Below are 20,358 nucleotides of genomic sequence, written 5' to 3'. Positions count from 1 at the left end.
TAGGGTCGCAAGAAGCCCTCGGTGGAAACGCCGGGGGCTTTTTTGGTGGCTATGCTCCACGACGCCGCGCCGCTAGGAGGCGGTCATGATCGTCACGCACTCCAAGACATCGCGCCAGGTCGCGGGCGCTATCTCCATCGCGGCCTTTTGCGCCATCGCCGCGCAGACCGTCATCAACGAGGGGGACAACCCGCTCGTCAATCTCGCCCTGATGCTGAGGTACTTCACCATCTGGAGCAATCTGGCTGCGGCGCTGCTGCTCGGCTGGGTGGCGCTACACGGCAAGCTCGATTCCCGGATCGCCTTTGCGCTGGCAACGGCGTTGGCGATGGTAGGGATCGTCTACCACCTGCTGCTCTCGGCTGACCATCATCCGGTCGGCTGGGACTGGTATACAAACCAGATGCACCACACGGTTGTGCCGCTCGCCACTGTCTTCTGGTGGCTTGCATTCTCAGGCGCGAAGGCAAGTGGCTGGCGCTCGCTGCCGGTCGTCATCGCGGTCCCCGTCCTCTACACCGGTTTCGCGCTGATCGTCGGTGCCGCGACCGATTTCTATCCGTACTTTTTCCTCGACCTGCCAGCATTGGGCTGGCCGCAGCTGCTGCTCAACGTCGCCGGGCTCGGCCTCGTTTTCATGGCCTTCGGCGCCCTTCTCATGGGCACCCGCAAGCTCATTACCGCTCGCGCCTGAGCACGATGTAAAGCGCACCGTCGCCGCCGTGGCGGAGATGCGCGCGTCGCACGGCAGCGATGGCGGAATGGTGGCTCGAGGCCGCGAGCCAGTCCAGCACCTTGGCGCGGATAGCACCGCGCTTGCTACCCCTGTCCGCAGGGTCGACCGGGCGCGGCTTGCCGGTCACCAGCAGGATCGTACGCGCGCCCATGGCCCGCGCCTGCGCCACCCCGCTGATCAGGCGATTGTAGGCTTCATCGAGATTGTGTCCGTGGAGGTCGAGCGTGAAGTCGGGCTGGACGGCGCCGGACTTCAATTTCCTGTCCCATTGACCGTCGAGATTGTTTTGCGCGCTTGTGCCGGGACGCGCCGAAGGTCTCGCGATGGGGCGCGGGGTATGCGCCTTTACCGCCACCTTCTTGGGCATGATCGGTTCGGGCTTCTCAATGGCTCGGACTGCCTTCGGCTGCGTGTGCATGGGCTTCACCGTTGCGGCGACCTTTTCCCAGGCTTCGGCTTCTTCCGCCGACAGGCCGCGCGGCGCGCTCATGGCTTCAGGCGGGCGAGCGTGCCCTTGGGGAGCAGGAGGTAGGCCTTGCCGCGGCTGCTCATCTGCCCGGCAATCTCGCGCGCATCCGCGCCATTGCCCCAGAAGGTATCGAAGCGGTTTGCGCCCTTGATCGCCCCGCCCGTATCCTGAGCGATCCACAGCCCGTCGGCGACATCGGCCTCCATATGGAGCCAGACCGGTGCGCCATAGGGCACGAACTTGGGATCCACCGCCACGCTGTCTTGGCGAAAGACCGGTACTTCGAGCGAACCCAGCGGACCCTCGGTGTCCAGCTCGCGGAAGAATATCCAGCTCTTGTTGAGATCGAGGATCGCATCGGCCTCTTCCGGATGGTCGCGGAGCCAGGAGATGATACCCTGCATCGATGTGGGATAGGGCGTGCCGTCGCCGATCATCCCCTGCTCGCGCATGGGCCGGCCAATGGCGACATACTCGCGTCCATTCTGACCGGCATAGCCGATACGCATGACCTCGCCATCGGGGAGACGCAGCAGGCCGCTGCCCTGGATCTGGAGGAAGAAAAACTCGACAGGGTCGGCAGCCCAGGCGATCACCGGGACCTTGCCTGCAAGCGCGCCAGCCTTGATCTCGGCGCGCTCGTAATATTGCACGAACTCGCCTGCCTCGTTGTAGCGACCGAGAGGGGGCCTGCCGGTCCGCTCGCTCTCTGGGGTGCTGGCAGTCCAGGCCCGCTCAAGATCGTCGGGCATTGCATAAACGGGAACGTCGTAGCCCGGCTGGCGGGTGCGGCTGCCGAGGATCTCTGGTTCGTAATAGCCGGTCGCAAAGGCACTGCCGTCACCAACGACGGCGGTCTCGAACTGGGTGCGGAAGAAGTCCGCGGGGTCGCCAGTCCAGTTTTCTGCAGCACCGCAGGGTGCCTGCCAGTCGACACGGCGGGTCAGTCCGCTGGAATCGTCGCGAAAGAGTATCTTGGCGCAGGATCGGCGAAAGGCAGCGAGCGCGGGTGTCGCATCGAACGAGGCGAAGGGCATCGTCTCGATCGCGGGGCCGGGTGTCAGACCAGCCGCGAGCGCATTGTCGGCGGGGATTGGTTCGGGTTGTTCGACCACGCCCGCGTCCTGCGGCGGGCGTGGTTCGGGAATAGAGGCACATCCCGCGAGGCTGAAGGCTGCTATCAGCCCGGCGAAACGGTGCATGTTTCCTCCGGCGTAGTTTCCGGGCGTCAGCCCTGGTCGGTTTCGTCGAGCACCCAGTTCGGATCCATCGCATCGACATTGCGCATGAAGGTCCAGATGTCGCGGCTTTCGACGGCATCGTCGAGCGAACCGGCGATGACATTGCCATCCTTGTCACGCGTTACCGAGGCGATGTCCGATACAAACAGGACTGAAATGCGCGCGGTCTTCTTGTCGAGCTCTGCAGCGTGGACGGTGGCGTCCTCGATCCGGATCAGGCGATTGTCGAGCGTCTGCCCCGCTTCCTCGCGCGCGTCGATGGCGGCGGAGAAACCGGCATAGACATCATCGTCGGTGAGGTCGCGTAGCGTTTCCTTGTCGCCCTGCCAGAAAGCTTCGAGGATCATGCCATAAGCTGCCTTGGCGCCTTCGAGGAACGCCAGAAGGTCGAACCGCGGATCGGCACTGGCAATGGCGCGGATGGCCGATTCATTGGCAGACGAGACGTTGTCCACGTTGCGCAGGCGCACGGGCTCACGCACCGGCGCAACCTGACGGTCGGCAGCCGACGTGACCTGGTTGTCGGGCGCATCGAAGCGATGGCGCGCAGGCTCTTCTTCATGCTCCGAGCGTTCGCCAAGCACGGAATAGAGCCGTAGCCCCAAGAATGCGGCAATGGCTGCGAGGATGACGATCTCGGTAATCACAAGGATTGGTCCATTCATATGTTTCGTCCTGCCTACGCACCGAATGGCGAGGCAGTTCCATCTTCACTGCCCTAGATAGGTACGAATTACAAACGGGCAATGAACCGATTGGGATGTGTCGAACGGTGAATACGCCGGAATACCGTGCCCCCTCGCACATTGCTACGTGTGGCCGGGGGTGCTAGGCGCGCGCCGAACCATTCCGGGCGGCATGTCTTGGCCCGGGACCAGCGAATCGACCTACGAAAGAAGTGATAGCCCGATGGCCGACGAAAACGACGTTCTGACCGACCTCAACATGGATCCCGCAGCCGGCGCGAATGGCGCAGACAATCGCCCGACGGTTGGCCTGCTCAACCAGTACATCAAGGACCTTTCGGTCGAAAACCCGAATGCGCCCAAGAGCTACCAGTGGAACGAGCAGCCGCGGGTCGACGTGCAGGTCAACATCGCAGCCGAGAAGGTCGCCGACGACGTCCATGAAGTCGAGTTGAAGGTCACCGCTCGCGCCGATGGCAGCCAGGGCAATCTCTACCTCGTCGAGCTGGCCTATGCCGGCCTCGTCGGAATCCGTAATGTGCCCGAGGATGCGACGCACGCCTTCCTGTTCGCGGAAACGCCGCGCCTGCTCTTCCCCTTCGCCCGCGCGATCATTTCGGATGCCGTGCGCGATGCGGGCTTCCCGCCGCTGCTGCTCGATCCGATGGACTTCGGCGCTCTCTACCAGCAGCAGCTCCAGGCCCGTGCGGCGCAGCAGGGCGAAGGCGCCCCCGCGCCGACCGGCAACGCCTGACGCAAAAGCGACCCGATAGGCGATGAGCCTGCTCAAACATGTCGGGACGATCGGATCGCTCACCATGGTGAGCCGCGTCGCCGGCATGGCGCGCGAAATGATCTTCAGCCGCGTGCTCGGCGCCAATGCGGTGACCGACGCGTGGTTCCAGGCTTTCATTATTCCCAACGTCTTCCGCCGGCTTTTTGCGGAAGGCGCCTTCTCGGCCGCCTTCGTGCCGATGTTTTCCAAGCGCCTTCATGGTGCCAAAGACGCTGAAACCGGGCTGGAAAGCGCCCGCAGTTTCTCCGACGATGTGCTGAGCATATTCCTGCCCATCCTCATCCTGCTGTGCGCAGTGATGATGCTGGCCATGCCGGCCGTGATCTGGCTGCTGGCCGACAAGCCGATCGACCCGGCCGAGTTCGACATTGCCGTCGCCTTTGCGCGGATCATGTTCCCTTACATCCTGCTGGTCAGCCTGGTGACGCTGTTCACCGGCATGCTCAACTCGGTCAGCAGGTTCGCGCCGGGGGCCAGCTTCCCGATCATCCTCAACCTCGTGCTGATCACAGCCTTGCTCGGAGGAGACTACGCCGCAAGCCAGTTTGGCTGGAGTGTCGAGCAGGTCGGCTTTGTCATTGCCTGGGCCGTACCTGTAGCGGGCCTGTTGCAGCTCCTGTGGCTCTACACCTGGACCCGGGTGGAAGGCTTCCGGCCCCGCGTCCTGTGGCCGCGGATCACGCCCGAGGTGAAGCGCCTGTCGATCATTGCCCTTCCCGCTGCGATCGGCGGTGGCGCCTACCAGATCAACACGCTGGTCCAGCTCTACTTCCTCAACCAGCTGGCGACCGGCTCGGTCAGCCACATGAACTATGCCGACCGGCTCAACCAGCTGCCGCTCGGCATCATCGGGATCGCGCTGTCGACAGCAATCCTGCCGACGCTCTCCAAGTTCGTCGGCGGCAACAACAAGGAAGGCGCGGACCGCATCCAGTCGGACGCCATCGAGCTCTCCATGCTGCTCACCATCCCGGCGGCAGTAGCGCTGGCTATCTGCGCCACCCCTTTCATCACCATGCTCTTCCAGGGCGGACGCTTTACCATGGAGGACGCGAATGCGGCGGGCGCAGTCCTCGCCGTGCTGGTCCTCGGCCTGCCGGCATATGTGCTGGTGAAAGTGCTGGTACCCAATTTCTACGCCCGGTCGGACACCAAGACCCCGGTCGTCGCAGCCTTCATCTCGCTGTTCGTTTTCGTCGTGAGCTGTGTCTGGAATATCGGGCTCTCGCTCCCTGGTATCACGATCGAGCCACTCGGCTACGGCGTGCCAGGCATTGCAGCGGCCAGCGTGATCGGGGCGTGGATCAATGTCGGCTACCTCTACGCCGTGCTGGTTAGGCGCGGGTACTACACCGTGCCGTTGGCGCTCCTTGGCCGCGTCGCGCGCCAGCTCATCGCGGCCGCTGCCATGGGCGGTGCCTTGTGGTTCGCGCGCGATTTGCTAACCGGCTGGTACTCGGCCGGACTGTTCGAGCGACTGGGCGCTGTCCTCGTGCTCGTTTCCTGTTCGGCCGTGGTCTATTTCGGGGTGGCGTTCGCAGTCGGCGCCATCGACAGGCAGCGTATCGCTGCCCTCACCAAGAAGAAAGCTCCGTAACTAGTCATGCGCGTTGTTTCCGGCATCCAGCCCACCGGCAATCTCCACCTCGGCAATTACCTGGGGGCGATCCGCAACTGGGTGCGCATGCAGGATGGCATGGGCGACGGCGAGCAGTGCCTGTTCTTCCTCGCCGATCTCCACGCCATCTCGATGCCGCATGATCCTGCGGAGTTGAAGAAGGGCACGCTGGAGATGGCCGCTGCGCTGGTCGCCTGCGGCATCGATCCCTCGCGCTCGGTCCTGTTCAACCAGGCGCAGGTCCCCCAGCATGCCGAACTTCAATGGCTCCTTGGCGGTACCGCGCGGATGGGCTGGCTCAACCGCATGACCCAGTGGAAGGACAAGGCGGGCAAGAATCGCGAAGGCCAGTCGGTCGCGCTGTTCACCTATCCGGTGCTGCAGGCCGCCGACGTGCTGCTGTACCAGGCGACGCATGTGCCCGTGGGCGAAGACCAGAAGCAGCACCTCGAACTGGCGCGTGACATTGCGCAGAAATTCAACAACGACTTCGCTTCCGAGGACGCGCCGGTCTTCACCCTGCCCGATCCGATCGTGCCACCGCAGGCCGCGCGCATCATGAGCCTGCGCAATGGCGCGGCCAAGATGAGCAAGTCGGATCCCAGCGACATGAGCCGCATCAACCTCTCCGACGATGCGGATGAGGTGATGAAGAAGGTCAAGAAAGCGAAGACCGACCCAGAGCCCTTGCCGAGTGAAGAGAAGGGTCTGGAGGATCGCCCCGAAGCGCTCAACCTCGTGACCATCTACGCCGCGCTGACCGATGGCAATGTCGAGGGTGTCCTGAAGGATTTCGGCGGCGAAGGCTTCGGCAAGTTCAAGCCCGTGCTGGGTGAACTGCTGGTAGAAACCCTGCGTCCGATTTCAGCTCGCTTCATCGAGCTGCTGGAAGACCGCGAGGCCTTGGATGCCATCCTCGCTCGCGGCGCTTCGCAGGCGCGCGAGATCGCGGTTCCTACGCTGGCGAAGACCTACGAAGCGCTGGGCCTCGTACGCGGTTAGATCTTGACCGCGGTCCCGCTGGCCGAAACCATCAGCATCGATCCGGTGTCGCCAATCACCTCGTAATCGAGGTCGATGGCGACCACGGCATTGCCGCCGCGAGTGGCGCATTCGGCCTGCAGTTCCTCGATGGCCTGCTGGCGTGCATCGGCAAGGATGCGTTCGTAGCTGCCCGAGCGGCCACCCACGATGTCGCGGATATTGGCGAAGAGGTCGCGGAACAGGTTTGCGCCCACGATCACCTCGCCTGTCACGATGCCCAGATAGTCCTGGATCGGCCGCCCCTCGATCGTGGGAGTAGTGGTGACGATGATGCCGCGCGCATCTTTCCAGGGTCCGGGCATGGGGAAGTCCTCCGCTGAATTTTAGTGTATTACTCAGATAGGACGCGCGCGGAGGAAATCAACCCATGCCAAGCGCGGCCTTGTAGGTGTCGAGGATGGTTTCCTGCTCGCTCCGCTCATCGGGCTTCATCTTACGCAGCTTGATGATCTGGCGCATGATCTTGGTGTCGTAACCCACGGCCTTGGCCTCGGCGTAAACGTCGCGGATGTCGTCGGCGATGCCCTTCTTTTCTTCTTCGAGGCGTTCGATGCGCTCGATCAGCAGGCGCAGGCGGTCGTCGGTGGCTTCAGCCATGGGTGTATTGCTCCAATGAAATGAGAATCGGTTGACGGCTCGATAGCCAGAGCGCCCCTCGGGGTGAAGGCAGCGACTCGCTAGTCCACGCGATTTTTCGCGATACTGGCCTCCATGCGCGCCAGTTGCTCTTCGGTGGCGGGGGACTGGCGAGTCGCCTTCCACTCGTCCTGCGGCATGCCGTGGATCACCTCGCGCGCCGCCGACTTGTCGCCCTCGAAGCCGGCATCCCTGATCCAGTCGGCGAGGCAGTTGCGGCAGAATCCCGCCAGCCCCATCAGGTCGATATTCTGCGCATCGTGCCGGTGCTGCAGATGCCGGACCAGTCGCCGAAACGCCTGTGCCGCTACGGCATCGTCCAGTTCTTCGAGCCGGTCTGTATTCGTATCCATCACATAGTTGTCCTTGAGTTGCCGCACGGCTCTGCCATAGGCGTTGTCCATGCAAAAGCTCGACCCGAGAGGCCGCAAGGTCAAGATCCTCGCCACGGTGGGCCCGGCCAGCCGGTCGCCCAAGATGCTCGCGCGCCTGTTCAGGGCCGGTGTCGACGCCTTTCGCGTCAACATGAGCCACGGCGAACATGCCGATCACGAACAGACGATCAAGGCCATTCGCGGGCTTGAAAAGGAATTCCACCGCCCGATCGCGATCCTCGCCGACCTCCAAGGCCCCAAGCTGCGCGTGGGCAAGTTCAAGGATGGCAAGGCGGTCATCCGGCACTCGGGCCATTTCACGCTCGACCGCAACCCCGAGCCGGGCGACGAATCGCGCGTCGAACTGCCGCATCCCGAACTCTTCGGCCTGCTCGAGAAGGGCCAGCGCCTGCTGATCAACGACGGCAAGATCCGCCTCAAGGTGATCCGCGCGGACGAGAACGAAATCCAGTGCTCGGCCGAAGTCGGCGGGGTCATCTCCGACCGCAAGGGCGTCAACGTGCCCGATGCCGAGGTCCCCATCCCCGCGCTGACCGACAAGGACCGCAAGGACCTCGCCTTCGCGATGAGCCAGGGGGTGGACTGGATTGGCCTCTCCTTCGTCCAGCGCCCCGAAGACCTTGCCGAAGCGCGCAGGCTGATGGGCGGCAAGGGCGCGCTGTGCGCCAAGATCGAGAAGCCCATGGCGGTGCGCCGCCTCGACGAGATCATCGAGATGTCCGACGGTATCATGGTCGCGCGCGGCGATCTGGGCGTCGAGCTCGAACCGCAGGAAGTGCCGCCGCTGCAGAAACGCATCGTCAATATGGCGCGTACTGCCGGCAAGCCGGTGATCGTTGCGACCCAGATGCTCGAGAGCATGATCGAGAGCCCTGCCCCGACCCGTGCCGAAGTGTCGGACGTCGCCAATGCGGTCTATGACGGAGCCGATGCGGTGATGTTGTCGGCCGAGACTGCGGCCGGCGAGTGGCCCGAAGAGGCAGTCACCATCATGCATCGCATTGCGCGGCAGGTGGAAGGCGACGAGGCCTATCTCGAGCGTGTACGGTTCCTCGACACGCCGCCCGACAGCACGACTGCCGATGCGCTGGCCCATGCCTGCATGACCGTGGCCGACACGGTCGCGATTGAAGCCATCACCGTGTTCACCGGCAGCGGTTCGACCGCGCGCCGCGTGGCTCGCGAGCGGCCGAGCGTTCCGATGCTGGTATTGACCCCCAGTATGACCACCGCGCGCCGTCTTGCGCTGCTATGGGGCGCGCATGCCGTGGCCACCAAGGACATCGGCAGCTTCGAAGAGATGATTGCCAAGGGCAAGCGCATGGCGCTGCGCCACGGCTTCGGCAAGGCCGGCAGCAAGCTGGTCGCGCTCGCCGGTGTCCCCTTCGGTACGCCCGGTTCGACCAATCTCATGCATGTCGTCACCATAAGCGGCGACGAGTTGAAGAAGCACGCAGGCTAGCAAGAGCCTGCTTCAGGTCGGCGCGATCTCGCGCTCGACGTGGACGCCGCAGCGCTCGACGGCATGACCCACGGTACGGTGAATCTGGCAGACCTCGCTGTCCAGTCCGGCCAGGCTATCGGCGATGGGCTGGTGCTGGGCGGCGAAATGCAAGGCGATGCCCATGGATTTCAGCCGCTGCACGACCCTGCGCAGCATTGCCACCCCGCTCGCGTCGATATCGTTGACCGCGCTCATGTCGAGCACCAGGCTCGTCACCTTGTCGTGACGCGATAGCTGCCTGAAGATCTGCTCCTCGCAATAGGCCGCGTTGGCAAAATAGATCGAGCGATCGATCCGGACGATCAGGCAGGGCAGCGTGGTCAATTCGACATCGTCGCGCTCGACCGAGCGGTAGCTCACGCCGCCATCGTCAGTGCCGATGCGGGTGACGCGCGGGACGGAGGTGAACCAGAGATAATGCGCAAGGCCGAGCAGCGCACCGATCGCAAGGCCCAGCCGGACCCCGAATGCGAGGGTGGCGAGAAAGGCGGCAAGGATGATCGCCGCCTCGACCCTGTCGTGGCTCCACACTGCTCCGATTTCGCGTAGGTTCACGAGACCGAAGACTGCGCTGATGACCAGCGCGGCCAAGGCCGTCTCGGGCAGGTAGACTAGCAGCGGAGCAAGCAGGAATAGCACCGCGATGATTGCCAGCGAGGCGACCACCGAGGCGAGCGGCGTTCGCCCGCCACTGTCGCGCACGAGCGCCGAACGACTGAGGCTGGCCCCGACTGCATAGCCTCCGCTCAAGGCTGCGGCGACATTGCCGGCGCCAAGCGCAACGGCCTCGCGGCTCGTGTCGAGATCGCTGCGGTCTTCTCCGGCAAGCGCCTTTGCCACTGCGGTAGCAGTTACGAAGATGATGATGGCAACTGCCAGGGCACTGGGCAGCAGCGATATCCAAGTCGCGAGTGGCGGGAAATCGATGAATGGAGACGGCAGCCCCCCCCTGATCGCATCGACCGTCGGCACATCTGCGGGGACTGACATAGCTGCAATTGCCGCAACCACGATCACCAACAGCGGAAGAGACTTGGCCAGCGCGAGGCGGAAGGGGGGGCGTACCCCGATCTTCCAGAGCAGCGGTGCAGCATAGCGATTGGCAATGAGCAGCGCAGCGAGCGCTGCAGCGCCGATCAGGGCGGTCGTTGGCTGCAAGCCCTCCATGCCCTGCCACAAGGCGGACACCGCTTCGGGCAAGTTTCCGGCGCGCGCGACATCGATTCCGAGCAATGTCGGCAACTGGCTGGCGGCGATGAGCACCGCTGCTGCGGCAGTGAAGCCGAGCAGGACCGGTTCGCTGATGAAATTGACGAGACGCCCCAATCCAAAACCCCCGAGCAGGAGCAACAGGATTCCCGCCTCGATCGCGATAACCGCCGCGCCTGTCTGCGGGGCTAACGATCCTCCGCCGACCGCCTCCCCGATCACCAGCGATACGAGCGCGACAGGGCCAACGGAGACGAATGGGCTCGTGCCGAAGAACAGGTAGAGCAGCGGTGGGGTCAGTGCAGCAAAGAGACCCATCTGCGGCGGAAGACCGGCCAGCTGCGCATAGGCCATGGCCTGCGGAACGAGCAGGATCGACAGCACGAGACCGGCGATCGCGTCCTTCATTCCGCTCGTGGGCGAAGCGGCGGCCAGCCATCGCGTGCCGGGGACCAGCGCTTCGCCTGCCATTATTGAATTGTCCCCTTACTGTGTCGGCCCTTGCCTATGAACGCGGGGGTGTGCCTGCCCGTTCCAGACGGGCGCGAGCTTCCTTCTCGCCGATCAGCGGCAGCAGTTCTGCCATGTCGGGGCCGTGGTCCATCCCGGTGAGCGCCTGGCGCAGTGGTAGGAACAAAGCCTTGCCCTTGCGACCGGTCGTTTCCTTCAGCTTTCCGGTGAGCGCGTGCCAGGGATCTTCACCCCACTCGAGAGCCTCCCCGGCCTGCGCAAGATAGGCGCGATCCTCATCGGAGAACTCCGGCTGTTCGATCGGGCCGGTGACCAGCTTCCACCAGTCTTCCACCTCACCGACATGCGACAGGTTCGGCCGCACGGCGTGCCAGCCCGCCTCGTCCATCCCTTTGGGCAGACGGTCGGCTACCTTCGCAAAGTCCATCGAGTGGACAATCGCGGCATTGAGCCTTTCCAGCTCGGTATCGTCGAATTTCGCAGGCGCGCGTCCGAAGGTCGACAAGTCGAAGGTTTCTACAAGATGCGTCCGATCCGCGATCGGCTCGACCGGTTGCGAAGTGCCGAGCCGCGCCAGCAGCGCGATCAGCGCTTCGGGCTCGATCCCGCGCTCGCGGAAAGCATCGCAGCCCAGCGATCCTAGCCGCTTCGAGAGTTTGCCTTCCTTCCCGACGAGAAGCGCCTCATGCGCAAAGCGCGGAATATGCTGCGCCGGATATTGCGCAGCAATCAGCGCGGTAAACATCTGAATTTGAACGGCAGTATTCGAAACGTGGTCCTCTCCGCGAAGCACGTCGGTTACGCCCATATCGAGATCGTCGACCGCGCTTGGTAGCATGTAGAGCCAGCTACCGTCGGCGCGGCGTATGACAGGATCGGAAAGCTGCGCCGGGTCGAACTTCTGCATCCTGCGAACGCCGTCTTCCCAGCGGATCGGCTCCTCGTGATCGAGTTTGAAACGCCAGTGAGGGGCAACACCCTCCGCTTCCTTCGCTGCGCGCTCATCCGCTGTCAGCCTGAGCGACGCGCGGTCGTAGATCGGAGGCAGGCCTCGACTCAACTGGATCTTGCGCTTGAGCTCCAGTTCCTGCGCGGTCTCATAGGCGGGATAGACCCGCCCTACCGCCTTCAGAGCGTCGAAGGCCGCCTCGTACTTGTCCATCCGCTGCGACTGGCGCTCTTCCGCGTCGGGCGAGAGCCCCAGCCAGGCGAGATCCTCGCGGATCGCCTCGACGAATTCGTCCCGGCTGCGTTCAGCGTCGGTATCGTCGATTCGCAGCAGGAAGCGACCGCCAGCCTTCCGTGCCAGCAGCCAGTTGTGCAGCGCCGTGCGAATATTGCCGACATGGAGGCGCCCCGTAGGTGACGGGGCGAAACGCGTAATCGTGGTCATGGAGCGCGCCGATAGCAGGCGCGCGGGCCTATTGCGAGAACAGGGTTACTCTGCAGGCATTTTGCGAAAGTCGAAGGGCCATGACCCCGGAACTGCCCCGCGATTCACGCGACGTTCTGGTCATTGCGACGCACAGTCTCCGCTTCACGCTTCTTGCGATACGTCAGGAATTCATCACCAAGTTCAGGATCGGGGGCAACGTTCGATCGCTCCACGCCCTCGGAGCCGATCTCTTCGGGCGGAACCGGCTTGGCGATCAGGAAACCCTGCGCCTCCTGCACGCCGAGCTTGCGCAGCAGGTCAAGCTGCGCCTGGCTTTCGATTCCCTCGGCCGTCGTATCCATGCCGAGCGCGTCGGCGAGCCTGGTGATGCTCGAGATGATCGCTTGGCTGCCCATGTCCTTGATGACATCGGTCACAAAGCTGCGATCGATCTTGATCCGGTCGAATGGGAACCGTCGCAAGTATCCGAGCGAGGAATAGCCGGTCCCGAAATCATCGAGCGCAACGCGCACACCCAGTTCGCGCAAGCGCAGCAGCGTGGAATGTCCTGCCTCGCCCTGGTCCATCAATACGTGCTCGGTAATCTCGAGCTCGACGCGTTCGGGCGCGATATTGGTCGCGTGGATTGCCTGGGCGACGGTCGCGACCAGGTTCGGGTTCTTGACCTGGGTGGGCGAGAGATTGATCGCGATGCGGAAGTTGCCAGGCATGGCGGCCGCATCGGCGAGTGACTGGCGGATGACCCATTCGCCCAGCTGCTGGATCATGCCCGTCTCCTCCGCGACGGGAAGGAAGTCTGCCGGGCCGATGATACCGCGCTGCGGGTGGTACCAGCGCAGCAGTGCCTCGAAGCCGGTTGTCGCGCCCGTGTCGAGATCGACGATCGACTGGTAATGCATGCGCATCTGCCCGCGTGCGACGGCATCGCCGAGGTCCCTCTCGATCTCCCGCCTCTCGCGCGCGGCACGATCGAGCGCAGGTTCGAACAGCGCAAGATTGTCGCGCCCCTTTTCCTTGGCCGCATAGAGCGCGAGATCGGCCCGGCGCATCAGCTCTTCTGCATCGCAATCGCCGTCGGTGCAGCGCGCAACGCCGACACTCGTCGAGACGCGATAGGATTGCCCTTCGATTTCGTAAGGGGCTCGGACGACCGAGAGGAAGCGGTGGGCGCGTTCGATGAGGAGGCCGTCGCCAGCGCGCGTTTCGATCAACACTGCAAATTCGTCACCGCCAAGACGCGCGACCAAGTCTTCGCTGCGCACTTCCTGTTCGAGGCGCGTACCGACCTCCCGCAGCAGGCGGTCGCCGACGAGATGGCCGCGCGTGTCATTGATCGCCTTGAAGTCGTCGAGGTCGAGATAGAACAGGGCAATGCTCGCCCCCTTCGAGGCGCTCTCGCCGGTGAAAGACCGCAGCCGCTCGTTGAAGAGGTAGCGGTTCGCAAGGCCCGTGAGGTTGTCATAATGCGCCATGAATGCGACGCGTTCTTCGATCAGGCGGTCGGCCGTCACGTCACGCGCAACGCCGCTCATTCGCCCGTCTTCGCGTGGCCGGGCCGAGAGGCGCCAGTACTGCAGGTCCCCTTCGATCCTCAGGCGAACCAGAAGATCGCGAAAGGGTGTGCGTTCGATCAGCCTTGCAGCCAACGTATCGCGCTCTTCTCCGGGCAGGAATACGTCGAGGAATGGCGTGCCTTCGAGACCATCGGGATCGCTTTTCAGGGCTCTCGCCATGCGCTCGCTGACGTCGCGGATATTGCCGCGAGGACCAACCGTCCAAAGGCAGTCCGACGACTGTTCCTCGTAATCGTTGAGCAGCATTCGCACGGTACTCGTGCTCTCGCGGCGCTCGATCTCCGCCTTGCCTGCCTCAACGAATTCGATCTCCTGCGTGCGCGCCTCGATAACGAGCGCCAGGGCGAAGGCGCCGAAGAGCAGGATCGTCGGCCAGGCAGCCCAGGATCCGATCAGGAAGGCGGAGACGACGAGCGAGGGCGCCATCGTCAGCGTGTGGAACATGGCCGCTTCCGGGGCAGTGCGGTGGACCAGCAAGGTTCCGCTGAGCACTGCCGTACCGATCACAGCGAGGACAGCGATCTGCAAGCCCTCTGCGAAAAGGGCGAGGTAAGGAAACACGACGAACCAGATCGTGCTGCCGATGGCCTGTAGGATCAGGATCCGTCGCCATTGGACGCGCATTTGCTCTGATGTTGCCGTCTCGAGATCGACTTGCCTGTCGAGCCAGACGAATGTGCAGAGCTGCGCGATCTGGGCGAGCGCCCAGACGAGGATGACCAGTCGCGGCGCATCGAACCAGAAGGTCCAGAGCAAGGCGAATATCGAGGCAAAGGCCGGCAGGAGCGACGTCGTCGCCCCGGAACTCAGCGATTTGATGCGGCGATAGAGGAGCAGGTGCTGCAGCGGGTCGTCGCCCAAAGCGTCGTCCTTGTCCGGCTCAACTACGGTCACGGTCTCAAGACGCGACACGATTTTCCCCTGCTACCCACGGCCGGACGACCCCCACAGCCTCCGGCCAAGCGCCAATCGTGCAACGTCGGATGGATGCGGTCAAGCGGAAGGCGAGGTTGCGGCCGTTTTCAGATGCATGCAGGTCGCAAGCGAAAGGCCCCGCCGGATCGCTCCGACGAGGCCTTCGAACCTGTCACATTGCCTCGTTGCCTTGGTCGGGCCGGGGCAGGGCTGTCGGTAATTAGACGTAGCGGACCTTGGTCGCTTTTGCCCGGGTGACGGCTGCCTGGTTGCGGCGCAGCGTCAGGCCGATACCGAGGAAGCCGAGCAGGAGCATGGCCCAGGTGGACGGCTCGGGAACCGATCCGCCGACATCACGGCCGGTGAGGGTGATCGGAATATTGCCCTCCTGACCCCAGGTTTCCCATTGGACGGTGGCACCGCAAGTCTGGCCGCAGGTGAAGATGTAATCACCCGCCGCAAGACCGGTGAAGGTGATGCCCTGCCACCAGTCGGGCGCATAGCTCGCATTGTTGTTGGCCGAGAGACCATAATTGCCAACATCGAAAGACCCGCTGGTATCCCAATGGAAGTTATTCACTCCGTCGATGAGACCCGAGGGCATGACGTTGGTCGGCGCAATGACCTGAGGCCCCGCGAGATTGGCGTTGACCACTTGGATGAAGCCGGGATCGGTAACGCCGATGAGCGTGAAAACACCCTCATTCACGGGGACCTGAAGGTGATCGTAGGATCCAGTCCAGAAGGTGACTTCGCCCGGGTTGGTACCCGGGACATAGCCGAGCGAGGTGGTGTGTGCGCTGGCCGAGGCGGCGATGGATGCACCGACCAAGGCTGCGGCGATCGTAAGTTTTCTCATAGTAACTCCCCTTGCAGTGACCCGCCGAGGCAGGTCTCGAATTCATGCTCTGCTTCCCAGCCTGTCCGCCCCTGAGGCAGCCCCGGACAGACACGGAGCGGGGTGTCCCCCGCACCCATTCATGAAATCAGAAGGTCCGGACAGTGCCGATAATTCGCAGCTTCCCGGTGCCGCGAGGCGGCACCCCTCCTGATTTGCGAACCGAGTCGAATGCCAGCGGTCTTATGGTATGCGCTGGTTTGGGACGGAGGTTAATCCTAAGTTAACTGCGATGCAAGGCGGGGAACCGCGAAACGGGCCAAACCCGCTAATCGAAAGGTTAATGTCCCAAAACGGGACAAACAGCGTGCCCCATGTTGCGCAAAAAGAAACCCGCCAGGCTCTCGCCCGGCGGGTCCCTCTATCGGATGCGATAGGCCGTCGGCTTATTCGCCGTCTTTCGCCTCTTCGTTGAGGTAGTCGCCCGCATCGGCATCGGTGCCGTGGGTTTCCCCTTCCACCGCTGCCAGCGGATCGTCGCCGATAGCAGCTTCCGGGCCCTGGGCGAGTTCCGCCTCGTGCTCTTCTTCTGCGGTATTGGCCGCGATGATCGCTTCCTGCGCCTTCTTCCACTGTGCGCGCAAGGCGGCGTCGCGGCTGGAGGCGGTCACGCGCATGCGGTTCATGCCCGCGCCGGTACCGGCGGGGATGAGACGGCCCACGATGACGTTTTCCTTGAGACCGACCAGCGTGTCCTTCTTGCCCTCGACCGAAGCCTGGGTGAGCACGCGGGTGGTTTCCTGGAACGAGGCAGCCGAGATGAACGAACGCGTCTGGAGCGAGGCCTTGGTGATGCCGAGAAGGATCGGCGTGCCAACGGCAGGCGCCTTGTTCTTCGCGAGCTTCGCATTGGTCTCGTTCAGTTCTTCCAGGTCGACCTGTTCGCCCGGCAGCAGCACGGTGTCACCACCATCGGTGATCTCGACCTTCTGCAGCATCTGGCGAACGATCACCTCGATGTGCTTGTCGTTGATCTTCACACCCTGCAGTCGGTAGACTTCCTGGATTTCGTTCACGAGATACTCGGCCAGCGCCTCGATCCCGAGGACATCGAGGATGTCGTGCGGGTTCGGCGAGCCCGAGATCAGCGTGTCGCCCTTCTTGACGAAGTCGCCTTCCTGAACGTCGATGATCTTGGTCTTCGGGATCAGGTATTCGACTGCATCACCTTCCTCGGGAACGATCGCAATCTTGCGCTTGGCCTTGTATTCGCGGACGAATTCGATCTTGCCCGAAATCTTGGCGATGATCGCATTGTCCTTCGGCACGCGAGCCTCGAACAGTTCGGCAACACGCGGCAGACCGCCGGTGATGTCGCGGGTCTTTGCGGCTTCACGCGATGCACGGGCGAGGATGTCACCGGCCTGCACTTCGGCACCGTCTTCGACCGACAGCGCGGTACCCGGCGCCAGCATGTAGCGCGCGGCTTCCGTATCGTCGCCGGCATCGTTGAAGAGGGTAAGCCGCGGACGCAGATCTTCCTTCTTCGCGCGACCACTGGTGCGGATCTCGGTAACGACACGCTGGGCAATGCCGGTGGCATCGTCGACGCGCTCTTCCATCGAGGTACCGTCAACGAGGTCCTGGAACCGGACCACGCCCGACTGTTCGGTGATGATCGGCAGCGAGAACGGATCCCACTCTGCCAGACGATCGCCTTCCTTCACCTTGCCGCCATCCTTGTGCATCAGCACGGTACCGTAAGGCACCTTGTGGATCTCGCGTTCGCGACCTTCGGAGTCGATGACCGCCAGTTCGCCGTTGCGGGCGAGCGACAGGATACGACCCTTCTTGTCGGTAATGGTGGGCATGTCGCGATAGACGACCTTGCCGTCCGACACGGCTTCGAGATGCGAAGTCTCGTTGAGCTGTGCGGCACCGCCGATGTGGAAGGTACGCATGGTCAGCTGCGTGCCCGGCTCACCGATCGACTGTGCGGCGATAACGCCGACAGCTTCACCGATGTTGACCGGCGTACCGCGAGCAAGGTCACGGCCGTAGCAGGTGGCGCAAACGCCCTGCTTGGCTTCGCAGACCAGCGGGCTGCGGATCTTGGCGACCTGCGTTTCCGCTTCTTCGATGACCTTGACCATCGGCTCGTCGACGAGCGTGCCGGCCTTGACGATCACTTCGTCGGTCGAGGCGTTGACGATGTCTTCGGCAACCGTACGGCCGAGGATGCGCTCGCCGAGCGAGGCGATAACGCTACCGCCCTGGACGATGGCGCGCATTTCGAGCGCATTGTCGGTCTTGCAGTCCTCTTCGACGATGACGCAGTCCTGCGACACGTCGACCAGGCGGCGGGTCAGGTAACCCGAGTTCGCCGTCTTCAACGCGGTATCCGCGAGACCCTTACGAGCACCGTGAGTCGAGTTGAAGTATTCAAGGACGTTCAGGCCTTCCTTGAAGTTCGAGATAATCGGGTTCTCGATGATCTCGCCCGAAGGCTTGGCCATGAGGCCGCGCATACCGGCCAACTGCTTCATCTGCGCCGGGCTACCACGCGCACCGGAGTGCGACATCATGTAGATCGAGTTGATCTGCGCTTCCTTGCCGTCCTTGTCGATCGGCTGCGACTTGATCTCTTCCATCATGGCGTCGGCTACGCGGTCGCCACACTGGCTCCACGCGTCGATGACCTTGTTGTACTTTTCCTGCTGGGTGATGAGACCGTCCTGGTACTGCTGCTCGTAATCGGCAACCAGCGCCTTGGTGTCTTCGACCATCTTCACCTTGCTGTCGGGGATGATCATGTCATCCTTGCCGAAGGAGATGCCCGCCTTGAACGCGTGGCGGAAGCCCAGCACCATGATGGCGTCGGCAAACAGCACCGTATCCTTCTGGCCGGTGTGACGGTAGACCTCGTCGATCACGTCGGCGATGTCCTTCTTCGTCAGCAGGCGGTTGACGATGTCGAAAGGAACCTTGTGGTTCTTCGGCAGGCATTCGCCGATGAGCATACGGCCCGGCGTGGTGACGAAACGCTTCATTTCGACCTTGCCGTTCTCGTCGGCCTGCGGAACGCGCGCCATGATCTTCGAGTGCAGCGTAACCGACTTCACTTCGAGAGCCTGGTGAACTTCGGCCATGTCGGCGAACATCGGCAGACGCTCGTGCTTCTCGCCCTTCTTGTCGCCATCGACATATTCGGGCGTCTTTTCCTGACGCTCCATCGACAGGTAATAGAGGCCGAGGACCATGTCCTGCGAAGGAACGATGATCGGCTTGCCGTTGGCGGGCGAGAGGATGTTGTTGGTCGACATCATCAGCACGCGTGCTTCCAGCTGTGCCTCGAGGCTCAGCGGGACGTGAACGGCCATCTGGTCACCGTCGAAGTCGGCGTTGAAGGCGGCGCAGACCAGCGGGTGAAGCTGGATCGCCTTGCCTTCGATCAGCACAGGCTCGAAGGCCTGGATGCCAAGACGGTGAAGCGTCGGTGCGCGGTTCAGGAGAACCGGGTGCTCGCGAATGACTTCGTCGAGGATGTCCCAGACTTCCTTGCGCTCTTTCTCGACCCACTTCTTCGCCTGCTTGAGCGTCATGGAGAGGCCCTTGGCATCGAGGCGGGCGTAGATGAACGGCTTGAACAGTTCGAGCGCCATCTTCTTCGGCAGGCCGCACTGGTGCAGCTTGAGTTCGGGACCGGTCACGATGACCGAACGGCCCGAATAGTCGACGCGCTTACCGAGCAGGTTCTGACGGAAGCGGCCCTGTTTGCCCTTGAGCATGTCGGACAGCGACTTGAGCGGACGCTTGTTGGCACCGGTGATCACGCGGCCACGGCGGCCGTTGTCGAACAGTGCATCGACGGCTTCCTGCAGCATGCGCTTTTCGTTGCGGACGATGATGTCCGGCGCGCGCAGCTCCATGAGGCGCTTCAAACGGTTGTTACGGTTGATCACACGACGATAAAGGTCGTTGAGGTCTGAGGTTGCGAAACGGCCACCGTCCAGCGGCACGAGCGGGCGCAGTTCGGGCGGAATGACCGGCACGACTTCGAGGATCATCCACTCGGGACGGTTGCCCGATTCGATGAAGCTCTCAACGACCTTCAGACGCTTGATGATCTTGGCAGGCTTGAGCTTCGACTTGGTGGTCGCGAGCTCTTCCAGCAGGTCTTCCTTTTCCTGCTCGAGGTCGAGATCCATGAGCATGGTCTTGACCGCCGATGCGCCGATGTCGGCCGAGAAGGCATCTTCGCCATACTCGTCCTGCGCTTCGAGCATTTCGTCTTCGGTGAGAAGCTGGTTCTTCTCAAGCGCGGTGAGGCCCGGCTCGGTGACGATGTAGCTTTCGAAGTAGAGCACGCGCTCAAGCTGCTTGAGCTGCATGTCGAGCAGCAGGCCGATGCGCGAAGGCAGCGACTTCAGGAACCAGATGTGCGCGACCGGAGCGGCGAGCTCGATGTGCCCCATGCGCTCACGGCGGACCTTGGTCACGGTGACTTCGACGCCGCACTTTTCGCAGACGACGCCCTTGTACTTCATGCGCTTGTACTTGCCGCACAGGCATTCGTAGTCCTTCACCGGACCGAAGATGCGCGCACAGAACAGGCCGTCACGCTCGGGCTTGAACGTACGATAGTTGATCGTTTCCGGCTTCTTGATTTCGCCGAAGGACCACGAGCGAATACGCTCGGGGCTCGCGATACCGATCTGGATCTCGTCGAAGGTTTCGGGCTTCGCGAGCTGGTTGGTGAATTTGGTCAGTTCGTTCATGACTTAATTCCCTAAGGGGTAATTCTAATGGGCGGAGAGCGGTGGGGAGCTT

Annotated in this window: 16 protein-coding genes; 5 read left to right on the top strand and 11 right to left on the bottom strand. The window is 63.0% G+C overall.

Going from position 1 to position 20,358, the window contains the following annotated elements; translation table 11 throughout:
* Positions 1–85 precede the first annotated feature (85 nt).
* Positions 86–694: a Pr6Pr family membrane protein gene (locus K3146_RS12665; protein ID WP_221546672.1), complete on the top strand. Its 609-nt coding sequence runs from the start codon at positions 86–88 to the stop codon at positions 692–694.
* On the opposite strand, the gene K3146_RS12660 is transcribed toward K3146_RS12665, so the two are convergent.
* Genes K3146_RS12660 through K3146_RS12650 form a run of 3 tightly spaced genes read right to left on the bottom strand, consistent with a single transcriptional unit; the run spans position 678 to position 3,093 of the window.
* Positions 678–1,226, bottom strand: coding sequence for a Smr/MutS family protein (locus K3146_RS12660; protein ID WP_221546671.1), 549 nt, complete (start codon positions 1,224–1,226; stop codon positions 678–680). The genes K3146_RS12665 and K3146_RS12660 overlap by 17 nt on opposite strands.
* Positions 1,223–2,407, bottom strand: coding sequence for a murein transglycosylase A (gene mltA, locus K3146_RS12655; protein ID WP_221546670.1), 1,185 nt, complete (start codon positions 2,405–2,407; stop codon positions 1,223–1,225). The genes K3146_RS12660 and mltA overlap by 4 nt, the downstream gene beginning before the upstream one ends.
* A gap of 26 nt (positions 2,408–2,433) precedes the next feature.
* The gene (locus K3146_RS12650) at positions 2,434–3,093 is read right to left on the bottom strand and encodes a Tim44/TimA family putative adaptor protein (protein ID WP_221546824.1); all 660 of its coding nucleotides are present in this window, start codon (positions 3,091–3,093) and stop codon (positions 2,434–2,436) included.
* Between the two features lie 262 nt (positions 3,094–3,355).
* Here K3146_RS12650 and secB point away from each other — a divergent pair, with 262 nt between their 5' ends.
* Genes secB through trpS form a run of 3 tightly spaced genes read left to right on the top strand, consistent with a single transcriptional unit; the run spans position 3,356 to position 6,548 of the window.
* On the top strand, positions 3,356–3,886 hold the full coding sequence (gene secB, locus K3146_RS12645; protein WP_221546669.1) for a protein-export chaperone SecB: 531 nt from the start codon (positions 3,356–3,358) through the stop codon (positions 3,884–3,886).
* A 22-nt stretch (positions 3,887–3,908) separates the two neighbouring features.
* Positions 3,909–5,525, top strand: a complete 1,617-nt coding sequence (gene murJ / locus K3146_RS12640) for a murein biosynthesis integral membrane protein MurJ (protein ID WP_221546668.1) — start codon at positions 3,909–3,911, stop codon at positions 5,523–5,525.
* Between the two features lie 6 nt (positions 5,526–5,531).
* Complete coding sequence (gene trpS / locus K3146_RS12635) at positions 5,532–6,548, top strand: tryptophan--tRNA ligase (RefSeq protein ID WP_221546667.1); 1,017 nt, start codon at positions 5,532–5,534, stop codon at positions 6,546–6,548.
* Here trpS and K3146_RS12630 read toward each other — a convergent pair.
* From K3146_RS12630 to K3146_RS12620, 3 genes are all read right to left on the bottom strand, one after another.
* The gene (locus tag K3146_RS12630; RefSeq protein WP_221546823.1) at positions 6,545–6,862 is read right to left on the bottom strand and encodes a heavy metal-binding domain-containing protein; all 318 of its coding nucleotides are present in this window, start codon (positions 6,860–6,862) and stop codon (positions 6,545–6,547) included. The two genes, trpS and K3146_RS12630, sit on opposite strands and share 4 nt — an antisense overlap.
* Positions 6,863–6,950: 88 nt before the next feature.
* Positions 6,951–7,187 (bottom strand): DUF2312 domain-containing protein, encoded by a 237-nt coding sequence (locus K3146_RS12625; protein WP_006833088.1) that lies wholly within the window; start codon positions 7,185–7,187, stop codon positions 6,951–6,953.
* An 80-nt stretch (positions 7,188–7,267) separates the two neighbouring features.
* Entirely contained in the window at positions 7,268–7,579 is a 312-nt protein-coding gene (locus K3146_RS12620; protein WP_221546822.1) for a DUF1244 domain-containing protein, read from the bottom strand.
* Between the two features lie 49 nt (positions 7,580–7,628).
* On the opposite strand from K3146_RS12620, the gene pyk reads away from it, so the two are divergent.
* Positions 7,629–9,083: a pyruvate kinase gene (pyk, locus tag K3146_RS12615; protein WP_221546666.1), complete on the top strand. Its 1,455-nt coding sequence runs from the start codon at positions 7,629–7,631 to the stop codon at positions 9,081–9,083.
* A 12-nt stretch (positions 9,084–9,095) separates the two neighbouring features.
* On the opposite strand, the gene K3146_RS12610 is transcribed toward pyk, so the two are convergent.
* The 5 genes from K3146_RS12610 to rpoC form a co-directional block, all read right to left on the bottom strand.
* Complete coding sequence (locus K3146_RS12610) at positions 9,096–10,805, bottom strand: SulP family inorganic anion transporter (RefSeq protein ID WP_221546665.1); 1,710 nt, start codon at positions 10,803–10,805, stop codon at positions 9,096–9,098.
* 34 nt (positions 10,806–10,839) lie between these two features.
* A complete protein-coding gene (gltX, locus tag K3146_RS12605; RefSeq protein ID WP_221546664.1) occupies positions 10,840–12,198 on the bottom strand; it encodes a glutamate--tRNA ligase in 1,359 nt (452 codons plus the stop codon).
* 104 nt (positions 12,199–12,302) lie between these two features.
* Positions 12,303–14,687 carry a putative bifunctional diguanylate cyclase/phosphodiesterase gene (locus K3146_RS12600; protein ID WP_221546663.1) on the bottom strand — a complete coding sequence of 795 codons (2,385 nt, stop codon included), beginning with the start codon at positions 14,685–14,687 and terminating at the stop codon, positions 12,303–12,305.
* A 223-nt stretch (positions 14,688–14,910) separates the two neighbouring features.
* Entirely contained in the window at positions 14,911–15,549 is a 639-nt protein-coding gene (locus K3146_RS12595; protein WP_221546662.1) for a PEPxxWA-CTERM sorting domain-containing protein, read from the bottom strand.
* A 425-nt stretch (positions 15,550–15,974) separates the two neighbouring features.
* Positions 15,975–20,306, bottom strand: coding sequence for a DNA-directed RNA polymerase subunit beta' (rpoC, locus tag K3146_RS12590; protein WP_221546661.1), 4,332 nt, complete (start codon positions 20,304–20,306; stop codon positions 15,975–15,977).
* Positions 20,307–20,358 lie beyond the last annotated feature (52 nt).

This window comes from Qipengyuania vesicularis (genome assembly GCF_019711415.1).
Taxonomy (GTDB): Bacteria; Pseudomonadota; Alphaproteobacteria; order Sphingomonadales; family Sphingomonadaceae; genus Qipengyuania; species Qipengyuania vesicularis.
The sequence above is the reverse complement of the archived record's forward strand: the minus strand, read 5'-3'. Positions and strand labels throughout refer to the sequence as shown.

What these genes read in the sequence shown, in the direction of transcription:
- trpS (WP_221546667.1), top strand. Translation starts at nt 5,532, where the DNA reads ATGCGCGTTGTTTCCGGCATCCAGCCCACCGGCAATCTCCACCTCGGC.
- secB (WP_221546669.1), top strand. Translation starts at nt 3,356, where the DNA reads ATGGCCGACGAAAACGACGTTCTGACCGACCTCAACATGGATCCCGCA.
- rpoC (WP_221546661.1), bottom strand. Translation starts at nt 20,306, where the DNA reads ATGAACGAACTGACCAAATTCACCAACCAGCTCGCGAAGCCCGAAACC.
- mltA (WP_221546670.1), bottom strand. Translation starts at nt 2,407, where the DNA reads ATGCACCGTTTCGCCGGGCTGATAGCAGCCTTCAGCCTCGCGGGATGT.
- pyk (WP_221546666.1), top strand. Translation starts at nt 7,629, where the DNA reads ATGCAAAAGCTCGACCCGAGAGGCCGCAAGGTCAAGATCCTCGCCACG.
- K3146_RS12610 (WP_221546665.1), bottom strand. Translation starts at nt 10,805, where the DNA reads ATGGCAGGCGAAGCGCTGGTCCCCGGCACGCGATGGCTGGCCGCCGCT.
- K3146_RS12595 (WP_221546662.1), bottom strand. Translation starts at nt 15,549, where the DNA reads ATGAGAAAACTTACGATCGCCGCAGCCTTGGTCGGTGCATCCATCGCC.
- K3146_RS12620 (WP_221546822.1), bottom strand. Translation starts at nt 7,579, where the DNA reads ATGGATACGAATACAGACCGGCTCGAAGAACTGGACGATGCCGTAGCG.
- K3146_RS12660 (WP_221546671.1), bottom strand. Translation starts at nt 1,226, where the DNA reads ATGAGCGCGCCGCGCGGCCTGTCGGCGGAAGAAGCCGAAGCCTGGGAA.
- gltX (WP_221546664.1), bottom strand. Translation starts at nt 12,198, where the DNA reads ATGACCACGATTACGCGTTTCGCCCCGTCACCTACGGGGCGCCTCCAT.
- K3146_RS12625 (WP_006833088.1), bottom strand. Translation starts at nt 7,187, where the DNA reads ATGGCTGAAGCCACCGACGACCGCCTGCGCCTGCTGATCGAGCGCATC.
- murJ (WP_221546668.1), top strand. Translation starts at nt 3,909, where the DNA reads ATGAGCCTGCTCAAACATGTCGGGACGATCGGATCGCTCACCATGGTG.
- K3146_RS12665 (WP_221546672.1), top strand. Translation starts at nt 86, where the DNA reads ATGATCGTCACGCACTCCAAGACATCGCGCCAGGTCGCGGGCGCTATC.